Origin of the sequence: Lysobacter sp. K5869 (genome assembly GCF_018847975.1) — a bacterium.
Classification (GTDB): domain Bacteria; phylum Pseudomonadota; class Gammaproteobacteria; order Xanthomonadales; family Xanthomonadaceae; genus Lysobacter.
This window is the reverse complement of sequence record NZ_CP072597.1, coordinates 1,797,858-1,816,446: the sequence shown is the minus strand read 5'-3', so window position 1 is coordinate 1,816,446 and position 18,589 is coordinate 1,797,858. Positions and strand designations below refer to the sequence as shown.

Below are 18,589 nucleotides of genomic sequence, written 5' to 3'. Positions count from 1 at the left end.
CAGCGCATGAAACACACACTCAGACTGAACGGATCGCGCCCCGGTGAAATTGTATTGCGCGCGCGCCGGCTCCTATGATCGCGCCATGCCCGGCCCGTCCGCCCTCACGAATGTGTTGCGCCACCTCGTCTTCGGGGTGCTCATCGCCGTGATGCTGGTCAAGCCGGTGCTGGCCTTCGCCGGCGAGATCGGCGAACTCGACGACCTCACGCCGAACGCGGCGCTGACGGTCGACGCGCCCCACGCCGGCGGCCTGCCCGATCAGGACGGCTGCGGCGATCTGCAACGCCACGTCTCCCACTGCTGCGCCATGCAGGCCGCCTTGCTGCCGCGCATCGAGCTGGGGCTGCTCGCCCCCTCCCCCGCGAGCCCGCTGCCAGCGCGCGCCACGGCCTTCGTCGCGGCCGATCCCGCGCAACCGCTGCGCCCGCCCATCCACGCCTGAGTCGCCGCCGGCCCTCGCCGGCGCGGACATGACGTCCGCAGCTAGCGCGTCGCGCTAGCGAGCCTCGCCGTGCGCGCCCGCGCATCGGCGTCGACCGCGATTCAGGAGACAACCCCATGCGTTTGCGTCCGACGGCCCTGGCCGTCCTGACGGCTGCGCTGTGCTTTTCCGCACAGGCGCGGCCGCCCGTTGCTGCACCCTCTTCTTCCGGCCCGCCGGCGGGCTCGCCGCCCGGCGCGCAGGCCGGCACTCACGCCGAAGCCGGCGCCACCGCGCGCTCCGCTTCGGTGTTCACCCTCGACGACGCCTTCGGCCGGATCCAGGACACCCACCCGGACCTGCGCCTGTTCGGCAACCAGCGCAGCGTGCTCGAAGCCGAGCGCGACCTCGCCGCGCAAAAGCCCGCCTACGTCGCCGGCGCCGCGATCGACAACGTATTGGGCACCGGCGCGATCAGCGGCACCAAGATCGCCGAAGTCACTTTGACGTTGGCCTCGGTGTTCGAGCGCGGCGGCAAGCTCGACGCGCGCCGCGCCTTCGCCCAGAGCCGCATCGACGCGCTCGCGGTGGACCGCGAAGGCCGCCGCCTGGACCTGCTCGCCGAAACCGCGCGCCGCTATCTGGCCGTGGTCGCCGAACAGCGCCGGATCGATCTAGCGGAATTCGACATCGCCCAGCGCAAGCGCGCCGTCGCCGCCGCGCGCGTGCGCCTGGAGGCCGGCGCCTCGCCCGAATCGGGCCTGCTGACCGCGCAGGCGCAGCTGGCGCGCGCCGAACTCGACCGCAGCCGCGCCCAGCGCGCGCTGCTGGCCGCGCGCCAGTTCCTCGCCGCGCTGTGGGGCGAACGCGATCCGGGCTTCGCCACTGTCGCCGGCGATCCGTTCGCGCTGCCGCAGATCCAGGAAGCCAGCGCGCTGGCGACCTTGCTGGAGCGCAATCCCGAGCTGTCGCGCTTCGTCGATCAGCGCCGCATCGCCGAGTCGCGCGTGCGCCTCGCACAGACCCAGTCCAAGGCCGACGTCGATTGGCAGGTGGGCCTGCGCCGGCAGCAGGAGAACGGCGATTTCGGCTTCGTCGCCAGCGTGTCGATGCCGCTGGGCGCGGCCGCGCGCGCGCAGCCGGGCATCCGCGGCGCGCAAGCCGAGTTGGCGATGCTGGAAACCGAGCGCGAGGCCAAGGGCTTGTCGCTCTACTCCACCTTGGTCGAAGCGCAAGGCCGCTACCGCCTCGGCGCGCTGGAAACCGAGCGCTTGAAGCAAGACGTGCTGCCGCGCCTGGAGCGCGCCGAAAAAGCCGCCGAGTACGCCTACCGCGCCGGCGCGATCAGTTATCTGGAACTGGCCCTGCTGCAGGCCGAAAGCGTCTCGGTCCGACGCCAACGCCTGGACGCCGCGCTCGACGCGCAACTGGCGCTGATCGAAATCCAGCGCCTCACCGGCGAGCCCTTCCTCGCCACCACCGCCCCCGCAGGAGCCGCCCGATGAAGCCCGAACTGTTGATCGCCGCCGGCCTGCTGGCCCTGAGCCTGAGCGCCTGCGGCGGCGCGTCCGATAAGAACGCCGCGAAGGCCGTCGCCGCGCAAGGCAAGGACGACCACGCCGACGAGGGCCACGCCGACGAAGGTCAGGCGGGGCACGCGCACAAGGAAGCCGCCGGCGATGCCGGCCACGGCGAGAAGGGCGAAGAAAAACCCGAAGGCACCACGATCCCGAACGAGATCGCGCGCCGCTCCGGCATCGTCGCCGCCGCGGTCGGCGCCGGCACCATCGCCGACGAGCACGACGTGCAAGGCCTGGTCACGCCGCTGGAAGGCCGCGTCGCGCGCATCACCGCGCGCTATCCCGGCCCGGTGCGCTCGCTGCGCGCCAACATCGGCGATCCGGTCAAGGCCGGGCAGACGCTCGCCACCATCGACAGCAATCTCAGCCTGACCACGTACTCGATCGCCGCGCCGATCTCCGGCGTGGTGCTGGCGCGCAACGCCTCGGTCGGCGAAGTGGCGGTGGAAGGCACCGCGTTGTTCGAGATCGCCGACTTGTCGACGCTGTGGGTCGACCTGCACGTGTTCGGCGCCGACGCCTCGCACCTGCGCCCGGGCCTGCCGGTGACGGTGATGCGCATGGGCGAGGAAAAAGGCGTGGACACGGTCATCGACCGGATCCTGCCCGGCACCGCCACCGCCAGCCAAAGCACCGTCGCGCGCGCTTCGATCAAGAACCCCGACGGCCTGTGGCGTCCCGGCTCGGCCGTGCACGCGCGGGTGACCGTCGAACAGCAGCCGGTGCCGCTGGCGGTGCCGCTGACCGCGCTGCAGCGCATGGACGACAGCGATGTGGTGTTCGTGCGCGACGGCGAGCGCTACAGCGCGCGTCCGGTCAAGCTCGGCCGCCGCGACGCGCAGCGCGCCGAGGTGTTGTCCGGGCTCAAGGCCGGCGAGCAAGTGGTGGTCGAGCAAAGCTTCCTGATCAAGGCCGACATCGAAAAGTCGGGGGCCTCGCATGAACACTGAGCCCTTGCCGCAAGACAAGGCAGGGATGCTCGAACGCATCATCGCCTTCGCCATCCGCCACCGCTGGCTGATGCTGGCGCTGACCGTGGCGCTGATCGGCCTGGGCGTGTGGAGCTTCACCAAGCTGCCGATCGACGCCACGCCCGACATCACCAACGTGCAGGTGCAGATCAACACCCAGGCGCCGGGCTATTCGCCGCTGGAGGCCGAACAACGGGTCACCTTTCCGATCGAAACCGCATTGGCGGGCCTGCCGAAACTCGATTACACGCGCTCGCTTTCGCGTTACGGGCTTTCGCAGGTCACCGTGGTCTTCAAGGACGGCACCGACCTGTACTTCGCCCGCCAGCAAGTCGCCGAACGCCTGCAACAGGTGAAATCGCAGATTCCCGCGGGCCTGGAGCCCGAACTGGGGCCGACCGCGACGGGTTTGGGCGAGATCTTCATGTACACGGTCGACGCCGACCCGAAGGCGCGCAAGCCCGACGGCAGCGCCTACACTGCGACCGACCTGCGCACGCTGCAGGATTGGGTGATCCGCCCGCAGTTGCGCAACACGCCCGGCGTCACCGAGGTCAACACCATCGGCGGCTTCGCCCGGCAGATCCACATCACCCCCGACCCGGCGCGCTTGATGGCGCTGAACCTGAGCCAGCGCGACATCGTCGCCGCGCTGTCGGCCAACAACCAGAACGTCGGCGCCGGTTACATCGAACGCAACGGCGAGCAATTCCTGGTGCGCGTGCCGGGGCAGATCGGCGATATCGAGCAGATCGGCAACATCGTGCTCGACCGCCGCGACGGCGTGCCGATCCGCATCCGCGACGTCGCCAGCGTCGGCGAAGGCCCGGAGCTGCGCAACGGCGCGGCGACCCAGAACGGCCACGAGGTCGTGCTCGGCACGGTGTTCATGCTGGTCGGCTCCAACAGCCGCGACGTGTCGCTGGCCTCGGCCGAAAAACTCAAGGTCGCCAACGCCAGCCTGCCCAAGGGCGTCAGCGCCAGCCCGGTCTACGACCGCACCTCGCTGGTCGACCGCACCATCGCCACAGTGTCGAAGAACTTGGTCGAAGGCGCGCTGCTGGTGGTCGTGGTGTTGTTCCTGTTGCTCGGCAACTTCCGCGCCGCGCTGATCACCGCGCTGGTGATTCCGCTGGCGATGCTGTTCACCATCACCGGCATGGTCCGCGGCGGCGTGTCGGGCAATCTGATGAGCCTGGGCGCGCTCGACTTCGGCCTGATCGTCGACGGCGCGGTCATCATCATCGAGAACTGCCTGCGCCGCTTCGGCGAAGCCCAGCACGCGCTGGGCCGGACGATGACCCGCGAGGAGCGCTACGACCTCACCGCCAAGGCCACCGCCGAGGTGATCCGCCCCAGCCTGTTCGGCCTGGGCATCATCACCGCAGTGTATCTGCCGATCTTCGCGCTCAGCGGCATCGAAGGAAAAATGTTCCACCCGATGGCGATCACCGTGGTGTTGGCGCTGACCGGCGCGATGCTGCTGTCGCTGACCTTCGTGCCGGCGGCGGTGGCGATCTTCCTCGGCGGCAAGGTCGACGAGAAAGAGAACAAGGCCATGGCCTGGCTCAAGCGCCGCTACGAGCCGATGTTGGCCTGGGCGCTGCGCAGCCGCACCGCGGTGGTGGCCGGCACCGCCGCGCTGGTGATCGTCAGCGGCTTGATCGCCACCCGCATGGGCACCGAGTTCGTCCCCAGCCTCGACGAAGGCGACGTGGCGGTGCAGGCCATGCGCATTCCCGGAACCAGCCTGACCCAGTCGGTGACCATGCAAAAGCACATGGAACAGGCGTTCCTGGCCATGCCCGAGGTCGAACGGGTGTTCAGCAAGGTCGGCACCTCGGAAGTCGCCAGCGATCCGATGCCGCCGTCGGTCGCCGACACCTACCTGATCCTCAAGCCGCGCAAGCAGTGGCCGAATCCGAAGAAGCCGAAAGAAACGGTGATGGAGGAGATCGAAGCCATCGCCCGCACCCTGCCCGGCAACAACTTCGAGTTCACCCAGCCGATCCAGATGCGCACCAACGAGCTGATCTCCGGCGTGCGCGCCGACGTCGCGGTCAAGGTCTACGGCGACGACCTGCAGCAATTGCTCAAGGTCGCGCAGCAGATCGAAGCGGTGGCGCGCACGGTGCCGGGCGCGGCCGACGTCAAGACCGAGCAGGTCACCGGCTTGCCGATGCTCAGCATCGAACCGAACCATCGCGCGTTGGCGGTGTACGGGCTCAATCCGGCGGCGGTGCAGGAAACCGTGGCGACCGCGGTCGGCGGCGAAGTGGCCGGCCAGTTCTTCGAGGGCGACCGCCGTTTCGATCTGGTGGTGCGCTTGCCGGAGAACCTGCGCCAGGATCCGGCCGCGCTCGCCGACCTGCCGATTCCGCTGCCGCCGAGCACCGGCGACCGCGACGAATCCAGCCGCGACGCGACCTGGAGCGCCGGCGCGCCGCGCACGGTGCCGCTGCGCGAGGTGGCGACGATCAAGTCGGTGCTCGGCCCGAACCAGATCAACCGCGAGAACGGCAAGCGCCGCATCGTGGTGACCGCGAACGTGCGCGACCGCGACCTGGGCGGGTTCGTGACCGATCTGCGTTCGCGCATCGACGCGCAGGTGACCTTGCCGGAAGGCTATTGGATCGGCTACGGCGGCACCTTCGAGCAGTTGATCTCGGCCAGCCAGCGTTTGGCGGTGGTGGTGCCGGTGACCTTGGTGCTGATCTTCGCGCTGTTGTTCATGGCGTTCGGCTCGGCCAAGGACGCCGCGATCGTGTTCAGCGGCGTGCCGTTGGCGCTCACCGGCGGCGTGATCGCGTTGTGGCTGCGCGGGATACCGCTGTCGATTTCCGCCGGCGTGGGCTTCATCGCGCTGTCGGGAGTGGCGGTGCTCAACGGGCTGGTGATGATCGCCTTCATCCGCAAGCTGCGCGAACAGGGCGACCCGCTCGACAACGCCATCGTCGACGGCGCGCTCGGTCGCTTGCGGCCGGTGCTGATGACCGCGCTGGTCGCCTCGCTGGGCTTCATCCCGATGGCCTTCAACGTCGGCGCCGGCTCGGAAGTGCAGCGGCCGCTGGCGACCGTGGTGATTGGCGGCATCGTCTCCTCGACTCTGCTGACGCTGCTGGTGCTGCCGGTGCTGTACCGCTGGCTGCACCGCAACGAGGAGCGCGCCGACGGCGGCGACGCTCCGCAACCGGCGGCCTTGCCGACGGCGGACGCCGCGCCGGCGCACTGAGGCCGGCGATCCCGCGGGCCGCCGCGCGCGGCCCGCGCCATGGCGCCGCGCTCACGCACGGCGCGCTTGAATGGGCCGTCGCCACCCGGCGGCGGCCCGCACCGACGGAGAATCGACATGGGCAGCGGACACGACCACGGCACCGCCGCGATCCGCCACGAAAAACCGCTGTGGTGGGCGCTGGGCCTGACCGGCGGTTTCCTGATCGCCGAAGTCATCGGCGCCTTCCTCACCAACAGCCTCGCGCTGCTGTCCGACGCCGCGCACATGGGCACCGACACGGTCGCGCTGATGATCGCGCTGACCGCGGTGCGGCTCAGCCGACGCCCGGCCGACGCCAAACGCAGCTTCGGCTACGTGCGCATGGAAGCGCTCGGCGCGATGGCCAACGGCCTGATGCTGTTCGCGGTGGCCGCCTACATTCTTTACGAAGCCGTCGGCCGCTTCAGCCAGCCGCCGGAAATCGCCACCACCGGCATGTTGGTGATCGCCTCCTTGGGCTTGGCGGTGAACCTGATCGCGATGCGCCTGCTGCAAGCCGGCAGCGGCGAAAGCCTCAACATGAAGGGCGCTTACCTGGAAGTGTGGAGCGACATGCTCGGCTCGGTCGCGGTGATCGTCGGCGCCATCGCGATCCGCTTCACCGGCTGGACCTGGATCGATCCGGTGCTGGCGGTGCTGATCGGCCTGTGGGTGCTGCCGCGCACCTGGACCTTGCTGCGCGAAGCCGGCAACGTGTTGATGGAGGGCGTGCCCAAGGGCATCGACCTCAATGCGGTGCGCGCGTTGCTGACCTCCAGCGCCGGGGTCGCGAGCGTGCACGATCTGCATGTGTGGGCGCTGGGGTCGAGCACGCCGGCGTTGACCGCGCACTTGGTGGTGACGCCGGGGACCGATGGCGAAGCCTTGCGGCGCGAGCTGACCAAGATGCTCGACGAGCGCTACGGCATCGAGCATTGCACCTTGCAGATCGAGAGCGAGGCCTGCGAAGGCGAGGCCTGCGACGCGCCGCATCCCTGACGGAATCGGCGATTTACCCCCTGTAGGAGCGGCGCGAGCCGCGACCGCGACATCCGGCTTACGTCGTAGGCGCGAGGTCGCGGTCGCGACTCGCGTCGCTCCTACAGCTAGATCGCGAAGTCGCGCGGGCGACCGGCCCATTCACCATCGAAAGCGAAGCCTACACAAGCCGGTTCGCAACAGCCGCCGGCTTGTACCGATTTCACCTTGTAGGAGCGGCGTAAGCCGCGACCGCGACATCCGGTTTACTTCGTAGACGCGAGGTCGCGGTCGCGGCTTACGCCGCTCCTACAGGCAGATCGCGAAGTTACGCGATCAACCCTTGGGACACGGCCCGCCCGCATCCGCCCAAGTCTTGAACGCCTCCACGAACCGATCGTGCGCCACCGGCACCGGCGCGCGATTCCCGCCCGGCGCCCAACCCCACAGCACCAACTTGTCCTCGCTGACGTGCTTGATCAGCGCGGCGAAATCGCGTCCGCCGTTGCTTTCTTTGTCCTTGATCATCGCGCACAACTGCGGCGCCGGCAGGCCGATCCAGGCCATCTTGTGCTGCGGCGGCGGCAGCTGCCAATGCGGCGCGCCCGGCGGCGCGTCGGGGCCGTAACTCGCCGGCAGGTTGGCTTCGCCGTGGCAGGTCGAACACGGCAAGCCGCCCGCGCCCTTGCCGTCCGGCCCGCGCACCACGCCCTGCGCGTGCGGGCGGCCGTCGTCGAACTGCAGCGGCTGATCGCCGGGGATGTGGCAGTTCTGGCAGCGCGGATGTTGGAACACTTTCTGCACGGTGGCGAACGCGGCCACCGCGCGCGCGTCGCTCGACGCGGCGGGTTTTGAACCGGCGGCGAACACCGCCAGCAGCGGCGCCAGTGCCAGCGCGGTGAGAAGGATGGGAGTTGCGCGCATCGTCGTGATCTCCTCAGGCCGGCACTCGCAAGGGCAATTCGCGCAGCCGCTGCGCGCTCAGGGCGAACACCGCGTTGGCCACCGCCGCCGCGACCGGCGCGGTGCCCGGCTCGCCCGCGCCGCCCATCTTTTCCGCGCTCGCCACGATGTGCACTTCGATCGCCGGCGCCTCGTCCAGGCGCAGCACGCGGTAGTCGTGGAAGTTGGATTCGCGCACGCGTCCGTCCTTGAAGGTCAGCTCGCTGTACAGCGCCGCGCCGAGGCCGAAGTTGATGCCCGATTCCATCTGCGCGCGCACGCCGTCGGGATTGACCGCCAAGCCGCAATCGATCGCGCAGACGAAGCGGTGCACGCGGATGCGCTTGCCGCCGCCGGGCGCGGTCTCCAGCGAGACCTCGGCGACCTGGGCGATGTAGCTGCCGAACGACTCGTGCACGGCCACGCCGCGCGCGCGTCCGCGCGGCAGCGGCGTGCCCCACCCCGCTTTCTCGGCGGCGAGTTCGAGCACGCCCAGATGGCGCGGATGCTCGCGCAGCAGCGCGCGCCGGTACGCCACCGGGTCCTGCTTGGCCGCGTGCGCGGCCTCGTCGATCAGGCTTTCCATGATGAAGCCGTTGTAGCTGTGGCCGACCGAGCGCCACCACAGCACCGGAATCCCGGTCTTGGGCGAATGCAGTTCGACCAAGTGGTCCTTCGTCGCCTTGACGTAAGGCGAATCGGCCACGCCCTCGACCGAGGTCGCATCCACGCCGTTCTTGACCATCGCCGATTCGAACGGCGAACCCGCGGCGATGGATTGGCCGACCATGGTCTGCTTCCACGCCACCGGCCGGCCTTCTTTGTCCAGGCCGATGCGCGCGCGTTGCAGATACATCGGCCGGTAGTAGCCGCCGCGCACGTCGTCCTCGCGCGACCACACCGTCTTGACCGGCTTGCCCGCGGCCTTGGCCACGTGCACGGCCTCGGACACGAAGTCCGAGGTCGGCGTGGCGCGCCGGCCGAAACCGCCGCCGAGGAAGGTGGTGTGGATGCGCACCTGTTCGGGCTTGAAGCCGATGATCTTGGCCGCGAGTTCCTGATCCAGCGTCTGGAACTGGGTGCCGGTCCAAATTTCGCACGCGTCGGCGCCGATCTTGACCGTGCAGTTGAGCGGCTCCATCGGCGCGTGCGCCAGATACGGCACGTGGTACTCGGCCTCGATCACCTTGGCCGCGTTTTTCAGGCCCGCATCGGCGTCGCCGGCCTGCGCCGCGACCGCGCCGCCGCCGGCCGCGGCCAGCCGCGCGAATTCGGCGCGCAGCTTGGCGTCGTCCAAACCGGCCGAGTGCGGGCCGAGGTCCCAATCGATCTTCAACGCGTCGCGGCCTTGCTTGGCCGCCCAGTAATGATCGGCGACCACGGCCACGCCGGTCGGCACCTGGACCACGTCGCGCACGCCGGGCAGCTTGCGCGCGGCGCTGTCGTCGACGGATTTGACCGTTCCGCCGAACACCGGCGCGCGCGCGACCAAGGCGGTCAGCAAACCCTCGAACTGCACGTCCATGCCGAACTTGGCGCGGCCGTCGATCTTCTCCGGCCCGTCCAGGCGCCGGGTCGGCTTGCCGATGATCTTCCAGTCTTTCGCGTCCTTGAGCTTCGGCGGCGTCGCCGGCGCCGGCAGCTTGGCCGCGGCGGCGACGAATTCGCCGTAACGCAGCCGGCGCGAACCGGCGATCACCGCGCCGTTCTCGGTGCGCAGCTGTTCGGCCGGCACGCCGAGCTGTTTCGACGCCGCCGCCAGCAGCAGCGCGCGCGCGGTGGCGCCGGCCATGCGGTAGCGCTCGAACTCGCTCCAGGTGCTGGTCGAGCCGCCGGTCATCTGCATGCCGAACGCGGTGTGCTTGTAGTCCGGCGCAGCGGGCGCGTGCTCGACCTTGATCTTGGACCAATCCGCGTCGAGCTCTTCGGCGATCAACATCGCCAGGCCCGTCCAGATGCCCTGCCCCATTTCCGAATGCGAGAGCAGCACGGTGACGGTGTCGTCGCCGCCGATGCGCAGGAAGGCGTTGGGCGCGAAGCCGCTGGACACCGCCGCGGCGGTATGCGGCGCGGCCTCGGCGAAGCGCTTGGCGCCGGGCACGACGAAGCCGACCACGAGGCCGCCGCCGATCAGCGCGCCGCTTTTCAGGAACCGGCGCCGCGAGGGCGCGTCGAGGGTGTTCACAGCCACCTCCTTGCAAACGCGGTGCGGCCGCGGCGTTCGCCGCGCCGCGGAACGGGGTCAGGCGGTTTCGACGTTGCGCAGGACCGGCAGCGGCAACGGCACAGCGGCGTCGGCGCGCTCGCCGCCGGGGTCGCCGGCCGCGGCCGTGGCGCGGCCGCCGGCGAGTTGCGCGGCGCGGTGCACGGCGGCGCGGATGCGCGGATAGGTGCCGCAGCGGCAAATGTTGCCGGACAGCGCCTGATCGATGTCGGTGTCGGTGGGTTGCGGGATTTTGCTCAGCAGCGCCGCCGCCGACATGATCTGGCCGGACTGGCAGTAACCGCACTGGACCACGTCGATCTCGGCCCAAGCGCGCTGCACCGGATGCGGGCCGTCGCGGCCGAGGCCCTCGATGGTGACGATCTGGCGGCCTTCCACCGTCGCCGCCGGGGTCACGCAGGCGCGGCGCGGGGAACCGTCGACATGCACCGTGCAGGCCCCGCATTGGGCGATGCCGCAGCCGAATTTGGTCCCGGTCAGGTGCAGCAGGTCGCGCAGCACCCACAACAGCGGCATGTCGGGCGGCGCGTCGACTTCGTGGTCGGCGCCATTGACGTTGAGCTTCATCGGCATCCCTCGCGGCGGCTGGGGTCGTCCGAGCCTACACCCGGTTTCGCCGGCCTCGCCAGCGCGCGCGGGCCCGGCCGCGGCGATGCATGACGTGCGTCGCAGGCGGCGGCGGCTTGCCGAAAACCGCGCGGGTGATCGTGCGAGAGCGAGCGTGGGCCGGACCCGCGCGCCGCAATCCTTAAAATTCCTCATGTTGGCGTCACGGCATCCGCGCCGACAGCCACGCGGACTTGCCTAAAACTGCCGCCGCTCACGCTTCGCGTCCGCCCCGCCCGCGCCCGCCGCGTACCGCGCCGCCGCAATCGTTCTAGACTCGATCTCACCCCGCCCACGGTCGCCGCGCATGGCCGATTCGCCGGAACCCAGCTCCTTGTCGCGCGCCGCGCCCGGCGGCGTGCGCGCGGTCGTCGAAGCCAGCGGCGCGGCCGCCGCGCGCGGCGATCCGGCGACCTTGATCCTGGTGCTGGAAACCGAGGGCTCGACCTATGTCCGCGCCGGCGCGCTGGCGCTGTTCGGCGCGTGCGACGGGCAAGTCGGCTGGCTCAGCGGCGGCTGCATCGAGCCGGAGATCGAACAGCGCGCGGCCGAAGCCGCCGACGCCCAGGGCATCGACTGGATGGACATCGACACTCGCAGCGACGAGGACCTGTTCACCGGTTCCGCGCCGGGCTGCCGCGGCCGCCTGCGCCTGGCCCTGCTGCCGCTGGCGGCGCTGGGCGAATGGCCGGCGCTGGTCGACGAATGGCGCCGCGGCCACGGCGACCTGCGCCTGGACGTGCGGCCCGGCGGCGCGCTCGCCGCGTCGGTCGGCGACGAGCGCCTGCGCTGGACCCTGCCCGCCGCGCCGCTGCCGTGGACGCCCGCCGCCGAGGGTTGGCGTCTCGACATCGCCGCGCCGCCCTCGGTGCTGATCCTCGGCGCCGGCCCGGAAACCCCGTCGCTGCTGCCGCTGCTGCGCACGCTGGGCTGGATGACCACCCTGGTCGAACGCCGCCCGCGCTGGGCCGCGCTGGCCGCCTTGGCCGACCACGCCGTCGCGCGCAGCCCCGCGCAGGCGCTGGCGACCGCGCGCGCGCACGACGCCGCGCTGGTCATGCACCACCATTTCGAACTCGACCGCGAAGCGCTGGAGCATCTCGGCGGCGACGGCGGCCAAGCCATCGGCTTCGTCGGCCTGCTCGGTCCGCAGCGGCGACGCGAAGATCTGTTCCGGGTGCTGCCGGCGAGCGCGCGCGAATCGCTGACCCCTCGGCTGCATTCGCCCATCGGTCTCGCGCTGGGCGGCGAAGGGCCCGAAGCCATCGCCTTGAGCGTGGCCGCGCAATTGCAACGCCATCGCCACGGCGGAGCCTGAGCGGTGGAGTTCGCCGCCGTGCTGCTCGCCGCCGGCGCCAGCCGCCGCCTCGGCCGGCCCAAGCAATTGCTGCGCCGCGACGGCGACACCTTGCTGCGGCGCGGCGCGCGGCTGGCGCTCGACAGCGGCGCGGCGCGCACGCTGGTGGTGCTCGGCGCGCGCGCCGAGCGCTTGCGCGGCGAACTCGACGGGCTCGCGGTCGAGATCGTGATCAACCCCGATTGGCAGGACGGCATGGCCGCGAGCCTGATCGCCGCGGCGCGCGCGTTGGACGGTTTCGACGGCGCGGTGCTGGTGCTGGCCTGCGATCAACCGGCGCTGGAACTCGCGCACCTGCGCGCGCTGCGCGACGGCGCCGCCGCCGCGGGCTGCGCCGCGACCGAACACGCCGGCGCGCTCGGCGTGCCGGCGCTGATCGCCCCGGCCTTGTGGCGCGAAGCCACCGGCCTGCGCGGCGACCGCGGCTTCGGCGCGGCCTTGGCGCAAGCGCACGACGGCGCGGTGTGGCGGCTGCGCGCGCCGGAACTGGAGTTGGATCTGGATACGCCCGGCGATGTGGAGGCGGCGATCGCGCGCGGCTGGCTCGATCCGGCCTGAGCGGATGTTCGCTGTCTGTCTGTAGGAGCGGCGTAAGCCGCGATCAACCGAAGTCGCGGACGAAAGCGCAGCAACCCGAAGCCGAATCACCCCGAGCGCTCATAGCAAGAGCGTTCGGGGTGATTCGGCTTCGGGTAATCGGGTGGTATGACGCAACTTCGGTTGATCGCGGCTTACGCCGCTCCTACACGCAGCCCAGGCGACATCGCACAGCCCCAAAAAACCAAACCGACTCGAGTCATAGGCCGCGGCCGCTGGGGAGGGCCGGGGACGGCCTTGGGGATGCGGCCGCGACCTATGACCCGAGCCGGCTCGGATGCCGCGCGCAGCGCGGTCCGCCGGATCGGCGTGGGGGAAGGGAGTCGTCTGGAACGGGTACGTCGCAGCGGGTTCGTCGACGGACGGGCCGGGCAGAGGCCCGCGCCGCCCGGCCAGACTCCCTGTCAGCCGGGCGGCGCAAACCGCACGCCGGCCCTAGGGAACCAGCGTGCCAAACACGGGCTGCGAGTCGGCGTCGTAAATACGCAGCCACAGCCCTTTGCGGGCCTGTACCGCGTACTTCCGGGCCGAGGGCAGCACGGACTTCAGCGCCGCTTCGGCGCTGCGGTACTCCTGTTCGATTTCTGCGATCGCCACGGCCAACGCACGGTCGTCGCTGCCGTCACGCTGCTTCAGTTCGACGCGGAACATGGGTCATCCTTGTGAGAAGTTCAGCCGGCCCGGTCTGGGGGATGTCCGCTTCAGCGGATCTGTGACTCGGTAGTGCCGTCGAGCGATTCAAAAGATGCTTGTTGCGCGCAATAGAAACTGTCGTCGGAGTGCTCTACAGCGTGTAGGAATTTTCCTAATGCGACGTGTCATCCGTCACAGGTTTCAAAAGTAACTGTGGACTTGTGATGCCATTTGTTCATGTGGACCTGCTTCACGGTTAGCCGATCCGCGCGGCGCTAGGCACTCAACGCGCACCCGACAGCACCGGCTGCAGCTCGCGCAGCCCCGCGCGCAAGGCGTCGGCCAGCGCGCGCACGCGCTCGGTGCGGCGCAGGTCGGGGTGGCTGAGCAGCCACAAATCCGCGCCCATCGCCTCCACCGGCGCGCCGACCCGGACCAAACCGCGCTCGGCATCGCCGAGATAACACGGCAACACGGTCAGCCCCATGCCGGCCACCGCGGCGTCGCGCAACGCCAGCAAGCTGTTGACGCTGAAGACCGTGCGGCGGTCGTACTGCATGCGCCGCAGCCACTGCGCCATGGCGATGTGGGCGAGATTGCCGCCGGGCGCGAGCCAGTCGTAACCGTCCAGATCCTCCGGCCCGGCGCCGCGCGGCAGGCGCAGCGCGCGCGGACGGTATACGGCGCTGCTCAGGCGCGCGACCTTGCGCCCGACCAAGCCCTCCGGCGGCTCGCCGCCGGGACGCAGCGCCAGATCGGCCTCGTGCCGGCTCAGGTCCTGGGTGTGGTTGTCGGCGGTCACCTGCAGCACGATCGCGGGATGCGCGCGGCGGAAGTCCGCCAGCAGCGGCGGCAGCAAGCCGTGCAGCAGCGGCTCGACCGTGGTCAGCCGGACCTTGCCGGTCGGTCGCGCGTCGAGCCCGGCCAACCGCCGCTCGGCCGCGGCGATGCGCGCCTCGATCTCGGCCGCGGCGGCGATCGCCTCCTCGCCGTTCGGCGTAGCCGTATACCCTTCGCGCGCGCGCTCGAACAGGCGCACGCCGAGCGCGCGTTCGATGGCGTTGATGCGGCGGAACACGGTGGGATGGCTGACCGCCAGCCGCTTGGCCGCGCCGTTGAGCGAACCGGCGCGGCCGACCGCGAGCAGGAAGCGGTAATCGTCCCAGGACAGCCCGGCCGCGTCCGCGCCGGGCCCGGATGGCTTGTTCATTTGTGCAAACCCCGCTTGCGCCGTTGGGGAAATGTATTTCAACGATGAACATCCTAACGTGGCGGCACCGCGTCGGACGACGCACCTGCCGAGGAGTCCCCCATGTCCGCCCGTCTGGATTACAACAAGGTCGACCCGCGCGGCACGCAAGCGCTGCTGGGCCTGCGCAAATACATCGAAACTAGCGGCTTGGAGCCGTCGCTGATCGATCTGGTCAACGTGCGCGTCTCGCAGATCAACGGCTGCGCCTACTGCATCCGCGCCCACACCGACGAAGCGGTGGAGCGCGGCGAAACCCACCGCCGCCTGCATCTGCTGCGGGTGTGGCCGGAAGGGCCTTTCAGCGAACGCGAGCGCGCGGCGCTGGCCTGGGCCGAGGCGATCACCGACGTCGGCGATCCGCTCGATCAGGCGCCGGTGAGCGACGCGGTGTATGCGCGGGTGCGCGAGCAGTTCGGCGATTCGGATCTGGTCGCGTTGACGTACGCGGCGATCGCGATGAACGCGTGGAACCGGCTGGCGATCGCCTTCCGCAAGCCGGATCCGGCGTTGGCGGCGGGTTGAGACGGGCCCGACGGACCAAGCGCTACGGCGCGGCGCCTCCCAACTCCGTCATTCCGGCGAAAGCCGGAATCCATTTTGCCGTCGCTTTTGTCGTCGCCGCTGTTCGAGGTGAAATCAAAGGCAAAAGCAATGGATCGAAACGGGTCTGACGGACGAAGAACTACCGCGCGTCGCATCCCGACTCCGTCATTCCGGCGAAAGCCGGAATCCATTTTCCCGTTGCTTTTTGTCGTTGCTGCTGTGCGGGTGGAATCCAAGGCAAAAGCAACGGGTTGAAACGGGCCTGACGGACGCAGGAACCACATCGCGTCGCCTCACACCCCCGTCATTCCGGCGAAAGCCGGAATCCATTTTCCCGTTGCTTTTATCGTTGTCGCTGTTCGGGTGAAATCAAAGGCAAAAGCAACGGGTTGAAACGGGCCTGACGGACGCAGGAACCACATCGCGTCGCCTCACACCCCGTCATTCCGGCGAAAGCCGGAATCCATTTTGCCGTTGCTTTTATCGTTGTCGCTGTTCGGGTGAAATCAAAGGCAAAAGCAACGGGTTGAAACAGGCCCGACGGACGCAGGAACTACATCGCGTCGCCTCACACCCCCGTCATTCCGGCGAAAGCCGGAATCCATTTTGCCGTTGCTTTTGTCGTTGTCGCTGTTCGGGTGAAATCAAAGGCAAAAGCAAAATGGATTCCGGCTTTCGCCGAAATGACGGGGTGGGAGGTTGCGTCGATTGGTCGATTGGTCGATTGGTCGATTCGTCGGTCGGTTGGTCGATTCGTAGGTCGGTCGGCTGGTCAGTTGGCTATGCGACGCGCTCGCGGCGTTATCTGCCGATGGCGCGCGGAGAAGTCCGCTCGCGGATGCCGGCCAGGTTCGACGAGTCCCTCTGAGCCGCCCTCGCTCAAAACCGATAACGCACCACCCGCCCCAAATCGCGCAACCACCGCGAGCGTTCGTACAACCGGAATGCCCAGCGCTGCGTCCACGGCAGCACGGCCATTTCCGGCAGCTGCGAATACCGCGCTTCGTCGACCAGCTGCAGGCGCGGATGCCAGTCCTCCAACGCGACCGCGCCGCGCGCGTCCCATTCGCCGATGCGCGCGTCGGTGACGCGGATCATGCGCGCGTGGCGCAGCAGCCGCAGCGCCAGCCGGCTGTAGACGTCGCACAGCAACTGTCCGCCCTGCGGGAAATGCTCGATCAGCCGCACCACCAGCTCGCGCGCGCGGGCTTCGTCGAGATAAGGCAACAGGCCTTCGGCGATCACCAGCACCGGGCGGTCGCGGTCGAGCTTGCCGATCCAGTCCGGCTCCAGCACGTCGGTCGCCAGCGTGCGGTACTGGCCCAGCCGTTGCGGCAGCATCTCGCGGCGCAGGCGGATCACTTCGGGGAAATCGATGTCGAGCCAGTCGACCTCCAGCGGCGGATCGACCCGGTAGATGCGCGAATCCAGCCCGCACGCCAGATGCAGCACCAAGGTGTCGGCGCGCGATTGCAGCGCCGCGCGCGCCCATTTGTCGATCGCCAGCGAGCGGAACGCGAGGCCGCGGATGTCCAGCGGGCTCAGGCCGAAGCGCTCGAAGTCGTAGTCGATGCGCCGGACCAGATCGTCGGCGAGCCGGTCGTGCAGGACCGGATGCGCGGCGCGGTTGTCCATGGCCTTGGCGTAGAGGGTGATCAGCAGGGTTTCCTGACTGCCTTCCAGACGCATCGGCGGCTCCAGATCGCGGGGTGACGGCGCGGGCGCGAAAACACGGCGAGCGCGCAGTGTGGGCGGTGCGGCGTGATGTCCGGGCGTAGGCCGCGGGTCCGCTGTGCGGTCGGCGGCCCGATGGCGGCCCGGCCGCGCGTCCTTGCCGGCAGTAGATCACCCGATCCGCTAACGCGCCGTTATGCGCCACGCCGTCGCGGCGAACGGCGGCGGCGCCGGCCGCGAAGTGCCTCGCGAGACCGCACGCCTCGTCTCGCCCCGTCTTGCCTCGTCTCGCCTCGTCTCGCCCCGTCTCGCGGATGCGCATGGGGGCATGCGCATCCATGCCGACGCCGGCGCCGACGCGCCGTCGGTCGCCGCCCCCCTTCCCCGCGCGCCCCGCTCCGCCGCCCCGCGACCGAAGCGCCACGCACGCAACGATCCGTGCCTGCCGCGCGATTGCGCCGCCGACGCCGCGCGCGGAGACTGCACGCCGTCGCCCGCGCCGCCCCGGCGCGGCCGCTGCCAGGACCGCCCGATGGACGCGCTGCTGCACCTGATCGAACACTACGGCCTGCTCGTGGTCTTCGTCTGCGTGCTGCTCGACCAAGGCGGCCTGCCGGTGCCGGCCTACCCGCCCATCGTGGTCGCTAGCGCCGTGGCCGTGGACCGCGAACCCAATCTCTGGCTCGCGCTGCCGCCGGTGCTGCTGGCCGCCGCGCTCGCGGCGCTGCTGGCCGACAGCGTCTGGTACTTCGGCGGCCGCCGCATCGGCGCGCGCCTGCTGCGGCTGATGTGCCGGCTGTCGCTGTCGCCGGATTCGTGCGTGCTGACCACCCGCAGCCTCTACGCGCGCTGGGGCGCGCCGTCGCTGGTGGTGGCCAAGTTCGTGCCCGGCTTCGCCGCGGTGGCGACGGTGCTGGCCGGCGAAACCGGCACCCGCCCGCGCCGCTTCGCCCTCTACGACGGCCTCGGCGCGCTGCTGTGGGCCGGCGTGGCGGTGGCGCTGGGCGCGGTGTTCCATCGCGCGGTCAACGACTTGCTCGAACGGCTCGACACGCTGGGCCGCTACGGCCTGATCGCGATCGCCGCGCTGATCGCGGCCTGGGTCGGCTACAAACTGCTCAAGCGCCAGTTGTTCCTGCGCGAACTGCGCATGGCGCGGATTTCGGTGGCCGAACTGGGCCGGCTGCTCGAACAAGGCTCCGACCCGACCATCCTCGACGTGCGCAGTCACCAGCAGCGCGACGCGTCCGGTTGGATTCCCGGCGCGATCTTCGTCGCCACCCTCGCCGACGACTCGCTCAGCGGCATTCCGCCGGAACGGCGCGAGGAAGTGATCGTCTACTGCGACTGCCCCAACGAAGCCTCCGCCGCGACGCTGGCGCGCGAGCTGCGCCGTCGCGGCTTCAAGCGCGTGCGTCCGCTGGCCGGCGGGTTCGAGGCGTGGCGGGCCGGGGGGCTGGCGGTAGAGCAGAGCCGCTAGAGAAGCAGGAGATGGCGGATAGGAGTTAGGAGATAGCGAAAGCCAAAACCCGCGCGCGGCCCGCTTTCGCTATCT

The 18,589-nt window shown here is 70.0% G+C and carries 13 protein-coding genes and 2 pseudogenes; 9 read left to right on the top strand and 6 right to left on the bottom strand.

Annotation, left to right across the window (positions count from 1 at the left end; genetic code table 11):
- Positions 1-43 precede the first annotated feature (43 nt).
- The 5 genes and pseudogenes from J5226_RS07715 to J5226_RS07695 form a co-directional block, all read left to right on the top strand.
- The gene (locus tag J5226_RS07715; protein ID WP_215839287.1) at positions 44-445 is read left to right on the top strand and encodes a hypothetical protein; all 402 of its coding nucleotides are present in this window, start codon (positions 44-46) and stop codon (positions 443-445) included.
- Between the two features lie 116 nt (positions 446-561).
- The gene (locus tag J5226_RS07710) at positions 562-1,929 is read left to right on the top strand and encodes a TolC family protein (protein WP_215839286.1); all 1,368 of its coding nucleotides are present in this window, start codon (positions 562-564) and stop codon (positions 1,927-1,929) included.
- Positions 1,926-2,954 carry an efflux RND transporter periplasmic adaptor subunit gene (locus J5226_RS07705; protein WP_215839284.1) on the top strand — a complete coding sequence of 343 codons (1,029 nt, stop codon included), beginning with the start codon at positions 1,926-1,928 and terminating at the stop codon, positions 2,952-2,954. Before J5226_RS07710 ends, J5226_RS07705 begins: the two co-directional genes overlap by 4 nt.
- A 25-nt stretch (positions 2,955-2,979) precedes the next feature.
- The gene (locus tag J5226_RS07700; protein ID WP_215840352.1) at positions 2,980-6,207 is read left to right on the top strand and encodes a CusA/CzcA family heavy metal efflux RND transporter; all 3,228 of its coding nucleotides are present in this window, start codon (positions 2,980-2,982) and stop codon (positions 6,205-6,207) included.
- A gap of 117 nt (positions 6,208-6,324) precedes the next feature.
- Positions 6,325-7,185: pseudogene (locus J5226_RS07695) on the top strand (cation diffusion facilitator family transporter); the annotation flags it as partial.
- Positions 7,186-7,542: 357 nt separating this feature from the next.
- Here J5226_RS07695 and J5226_RS07690 read toward each other — a convergent pair.
- The 3 genes and pseudogenes from J5226_RS07690 to J5226_RS07680 form a co-directional block, all read right to left on the bottom strand.
- The gene (locus J5226_RS07690; protein WP_215839280.1) at positions 7,543-8,130 is read right to left on the bottom strand and encodes a hypothetical protein; all 588 of its coding nucleotides are present in this window, start codon (positions 8,128-8,130) and stop codon (positions 7,543-7,545) included.
- Positions 8,131-8,143: 13 nt separating this feature from the next.
- Positions 8,144-10,333 carry a xanthine dehydrogenase family protein molybdopterin-binding subunit gene (locus J5226_RS07685; RefSeq protein WP_255323021.1) on the bottom strand — a complete coding sequence of 730 codons (2,190 nt, stop codon included), beginning with the start codon at positions 10,331-10,333 and terminating at the stop codon, positions 8,144-8,146.
- Positions 10,334-10,495: 162 nt separating this feature from the next.
- A pseudogene (locus tag J5226_RS07680) lies at positions 10,496-10,939 on the bottom strand ((2Fe-2S)-binding protein); the annotation flags it as partial.
- A gap of 346 nt (positions 10,940-11,285) precedes the next feature.
- Between J5226_RS07680 and J5226_RS07675 the strand changes: the two are divergent.
- Together J5226_RS07675 and J5226_RS07670 are read left to right on the top strand one after the other, a co-directional pair.
- Positions 11,286-12,296, top strand: coding sequence for an XdhC/CoxI family protein (locus J5226_RS07675; RefSeq protein WP_215839274.1), 1,011 nt, complete (start codon positions 11,286-11,288; stop codon positions 12,294-12,296).
- A 3-nt stretch (positions 12,297-12,299) separates the two neighbouring features.
- Positions 12,300-12,893: a nucleotidyltransferase family protein gene (locus tag J5226_RS07670; RefSeq protein ID WP_215839273.1), complete on the top strand. Its 594-nt coding sequence runs from the start codon at positions 12,300-12,302 to the stop codon at positions 12,891-12,893.
- A 474-nt stretch (positions 12,894-13,367) separates the two neighbouring features.
- Here J5226_RS07670 and J5226_RS07665 read toward each other — a convergent pair whose 3' ends face one another.
- Both J5226_RS07665 and J5226_RS07660 read right to left on the bottom strand, forming a co-directional pair.
- Entirely contained in the window at positions 13,368-13,583 is a 216-nt protein-coding gene (locus J5226_RS07665; protein ID WP_215839271.1) for a hypothetical protein, read from the bottom strand.
- 265 nt (positions 13,584-13,848) lie between these two features.
- The gene (locus J5226_RS07660) at positions 13,849-14,775 is read right to left on the bottom strand and encodes a LysR family transcriptional regulator (protein ID WP_215839269.1); all 927 of its coding nucleotides are present in this window, start codon (positions 14,773-14,775) and stop codon (positions 13,849-13,851) included.
- Positions 14,776-14,877: 102 nt separating this feature from the next.
- Between J5226_RS07660 and J5226_RS07655 the strand changes: the two genes are divergently transcribed.
- Positions 14,878-15,339: a carboxymuconolactone decarboxylase family protein gene (locus J5226_RS07655; protein ID WP_215839267.1), complete on the top strand. Its 462-nt coding sequence runs from the start codon at positions 14,878-14,880 to the stop codon at positions 15,337-15,339.
- A 900-nt stretch (positions 15,340-16,239) separates the two neighbouring features.
- Here the strand turns inward: J5226_RS07655 and J5226_RS07650 are convergent.
- On the bottom strand, positions 16,240-17,049 hold the full coding sequence (locus J5226_RS07650) for a class I SAM-dependent methyltransferase (RefSeq protein WP_215839265.1): 810 nt from the start codon (positions 17,047-17,049) through the stop codon (positions 16,240-16,242).
- A 517-nt stretch (positions 17,050-17,566) separates the two neighbouring features.
- On the opposite strand from J5226_RS07650, the gene J5226_RS07645 reads away from it, so the two are divergent.
- Entirely contained in the window at positions 17,567-18,514 is a 948-nt protein-coding gene (locus J5226_RS07645) for a DedA family protein/thiosulfate sulfurtransferase GlpE (RefSeq protein ID WP_215839263.1), read from the top strand.
- The last annotated feature ends 75 nt before the right edge of the window (positions 18,515-18,589 follow it).

Bases quoted from the DNA above. Each gene is read 5' to 3' on its own strand.
- J5226_RS07660 (WP_215839269.1), bottom strand. From the start codon at position 14,775: ATGAACAAGCCATCCGGGCCCGGCGCGGACGCGGCCGGGCTGTCCTGG.
- J5226_RS07645 (WP_215839263.1), top strand. From the start codon at position 17,567: ATGGACGCGCTGCTGCACCTGATCGAACACTACGGCCTGCTCGTGGTC.
- J5226_RS07675 (WP_215839274.1), top strand. From the start codon at position 11,286: ATGGCCGATTCGCCGGAACCCAGCTCCTTGTCGCGCGCCGCGCCCGGC.
- J5226_RS07690 (WP_215839280.1), bottom strand. From the start codon at position 8,130: ATGCGCGCAACTCCCATCCTTCTCACCGCGCTGGCACTGGCGCCGCTG.
- J5226_RS07710 (WP_215839286.1), top strand. From the start codon at position 562: ATGCGTTTGCGTCCGACGGCCCTGGCCGTCCTGACGGCTGCGCTGTGC.
- J5226_RS07655 (WP_215839267.1), top strand. From the start codon at position 14,878: ATGTCCGCCCGTCTGGATTACAACAAGGTCGACCCGCGCGGCACGCAA.
- J5226_RS07665 (WP_215839271.1), bottom strand. From the start codon at position 13,583: ATGTTCCGCGTCGAACTGAAGCAGCGTGACGGCAGCGACGACCGTGCG.
- J5226_RS07650 (WP_215839265.1), bottom strand. From the start codon at position 17,049: ATGCGTCTGGAAGGCAGTCAGGAAACCCTGCTGATCACCCTCTACGCC.
- J5226_RS07705 (WP_215839284.1), top strand. From the start codon at position 1,926: ATGAAGCCCGAACTGTTGATCGCCGCCGGCCTGCTGGCCCTGAGCCTG.
- J5226_RS07700 (WP_215840352.1), top strand. From the start codon at position 2,980: ATGCTCGAACGCATCATCGCCTTCGCCATCCGCCACCGCTGGCTGATG.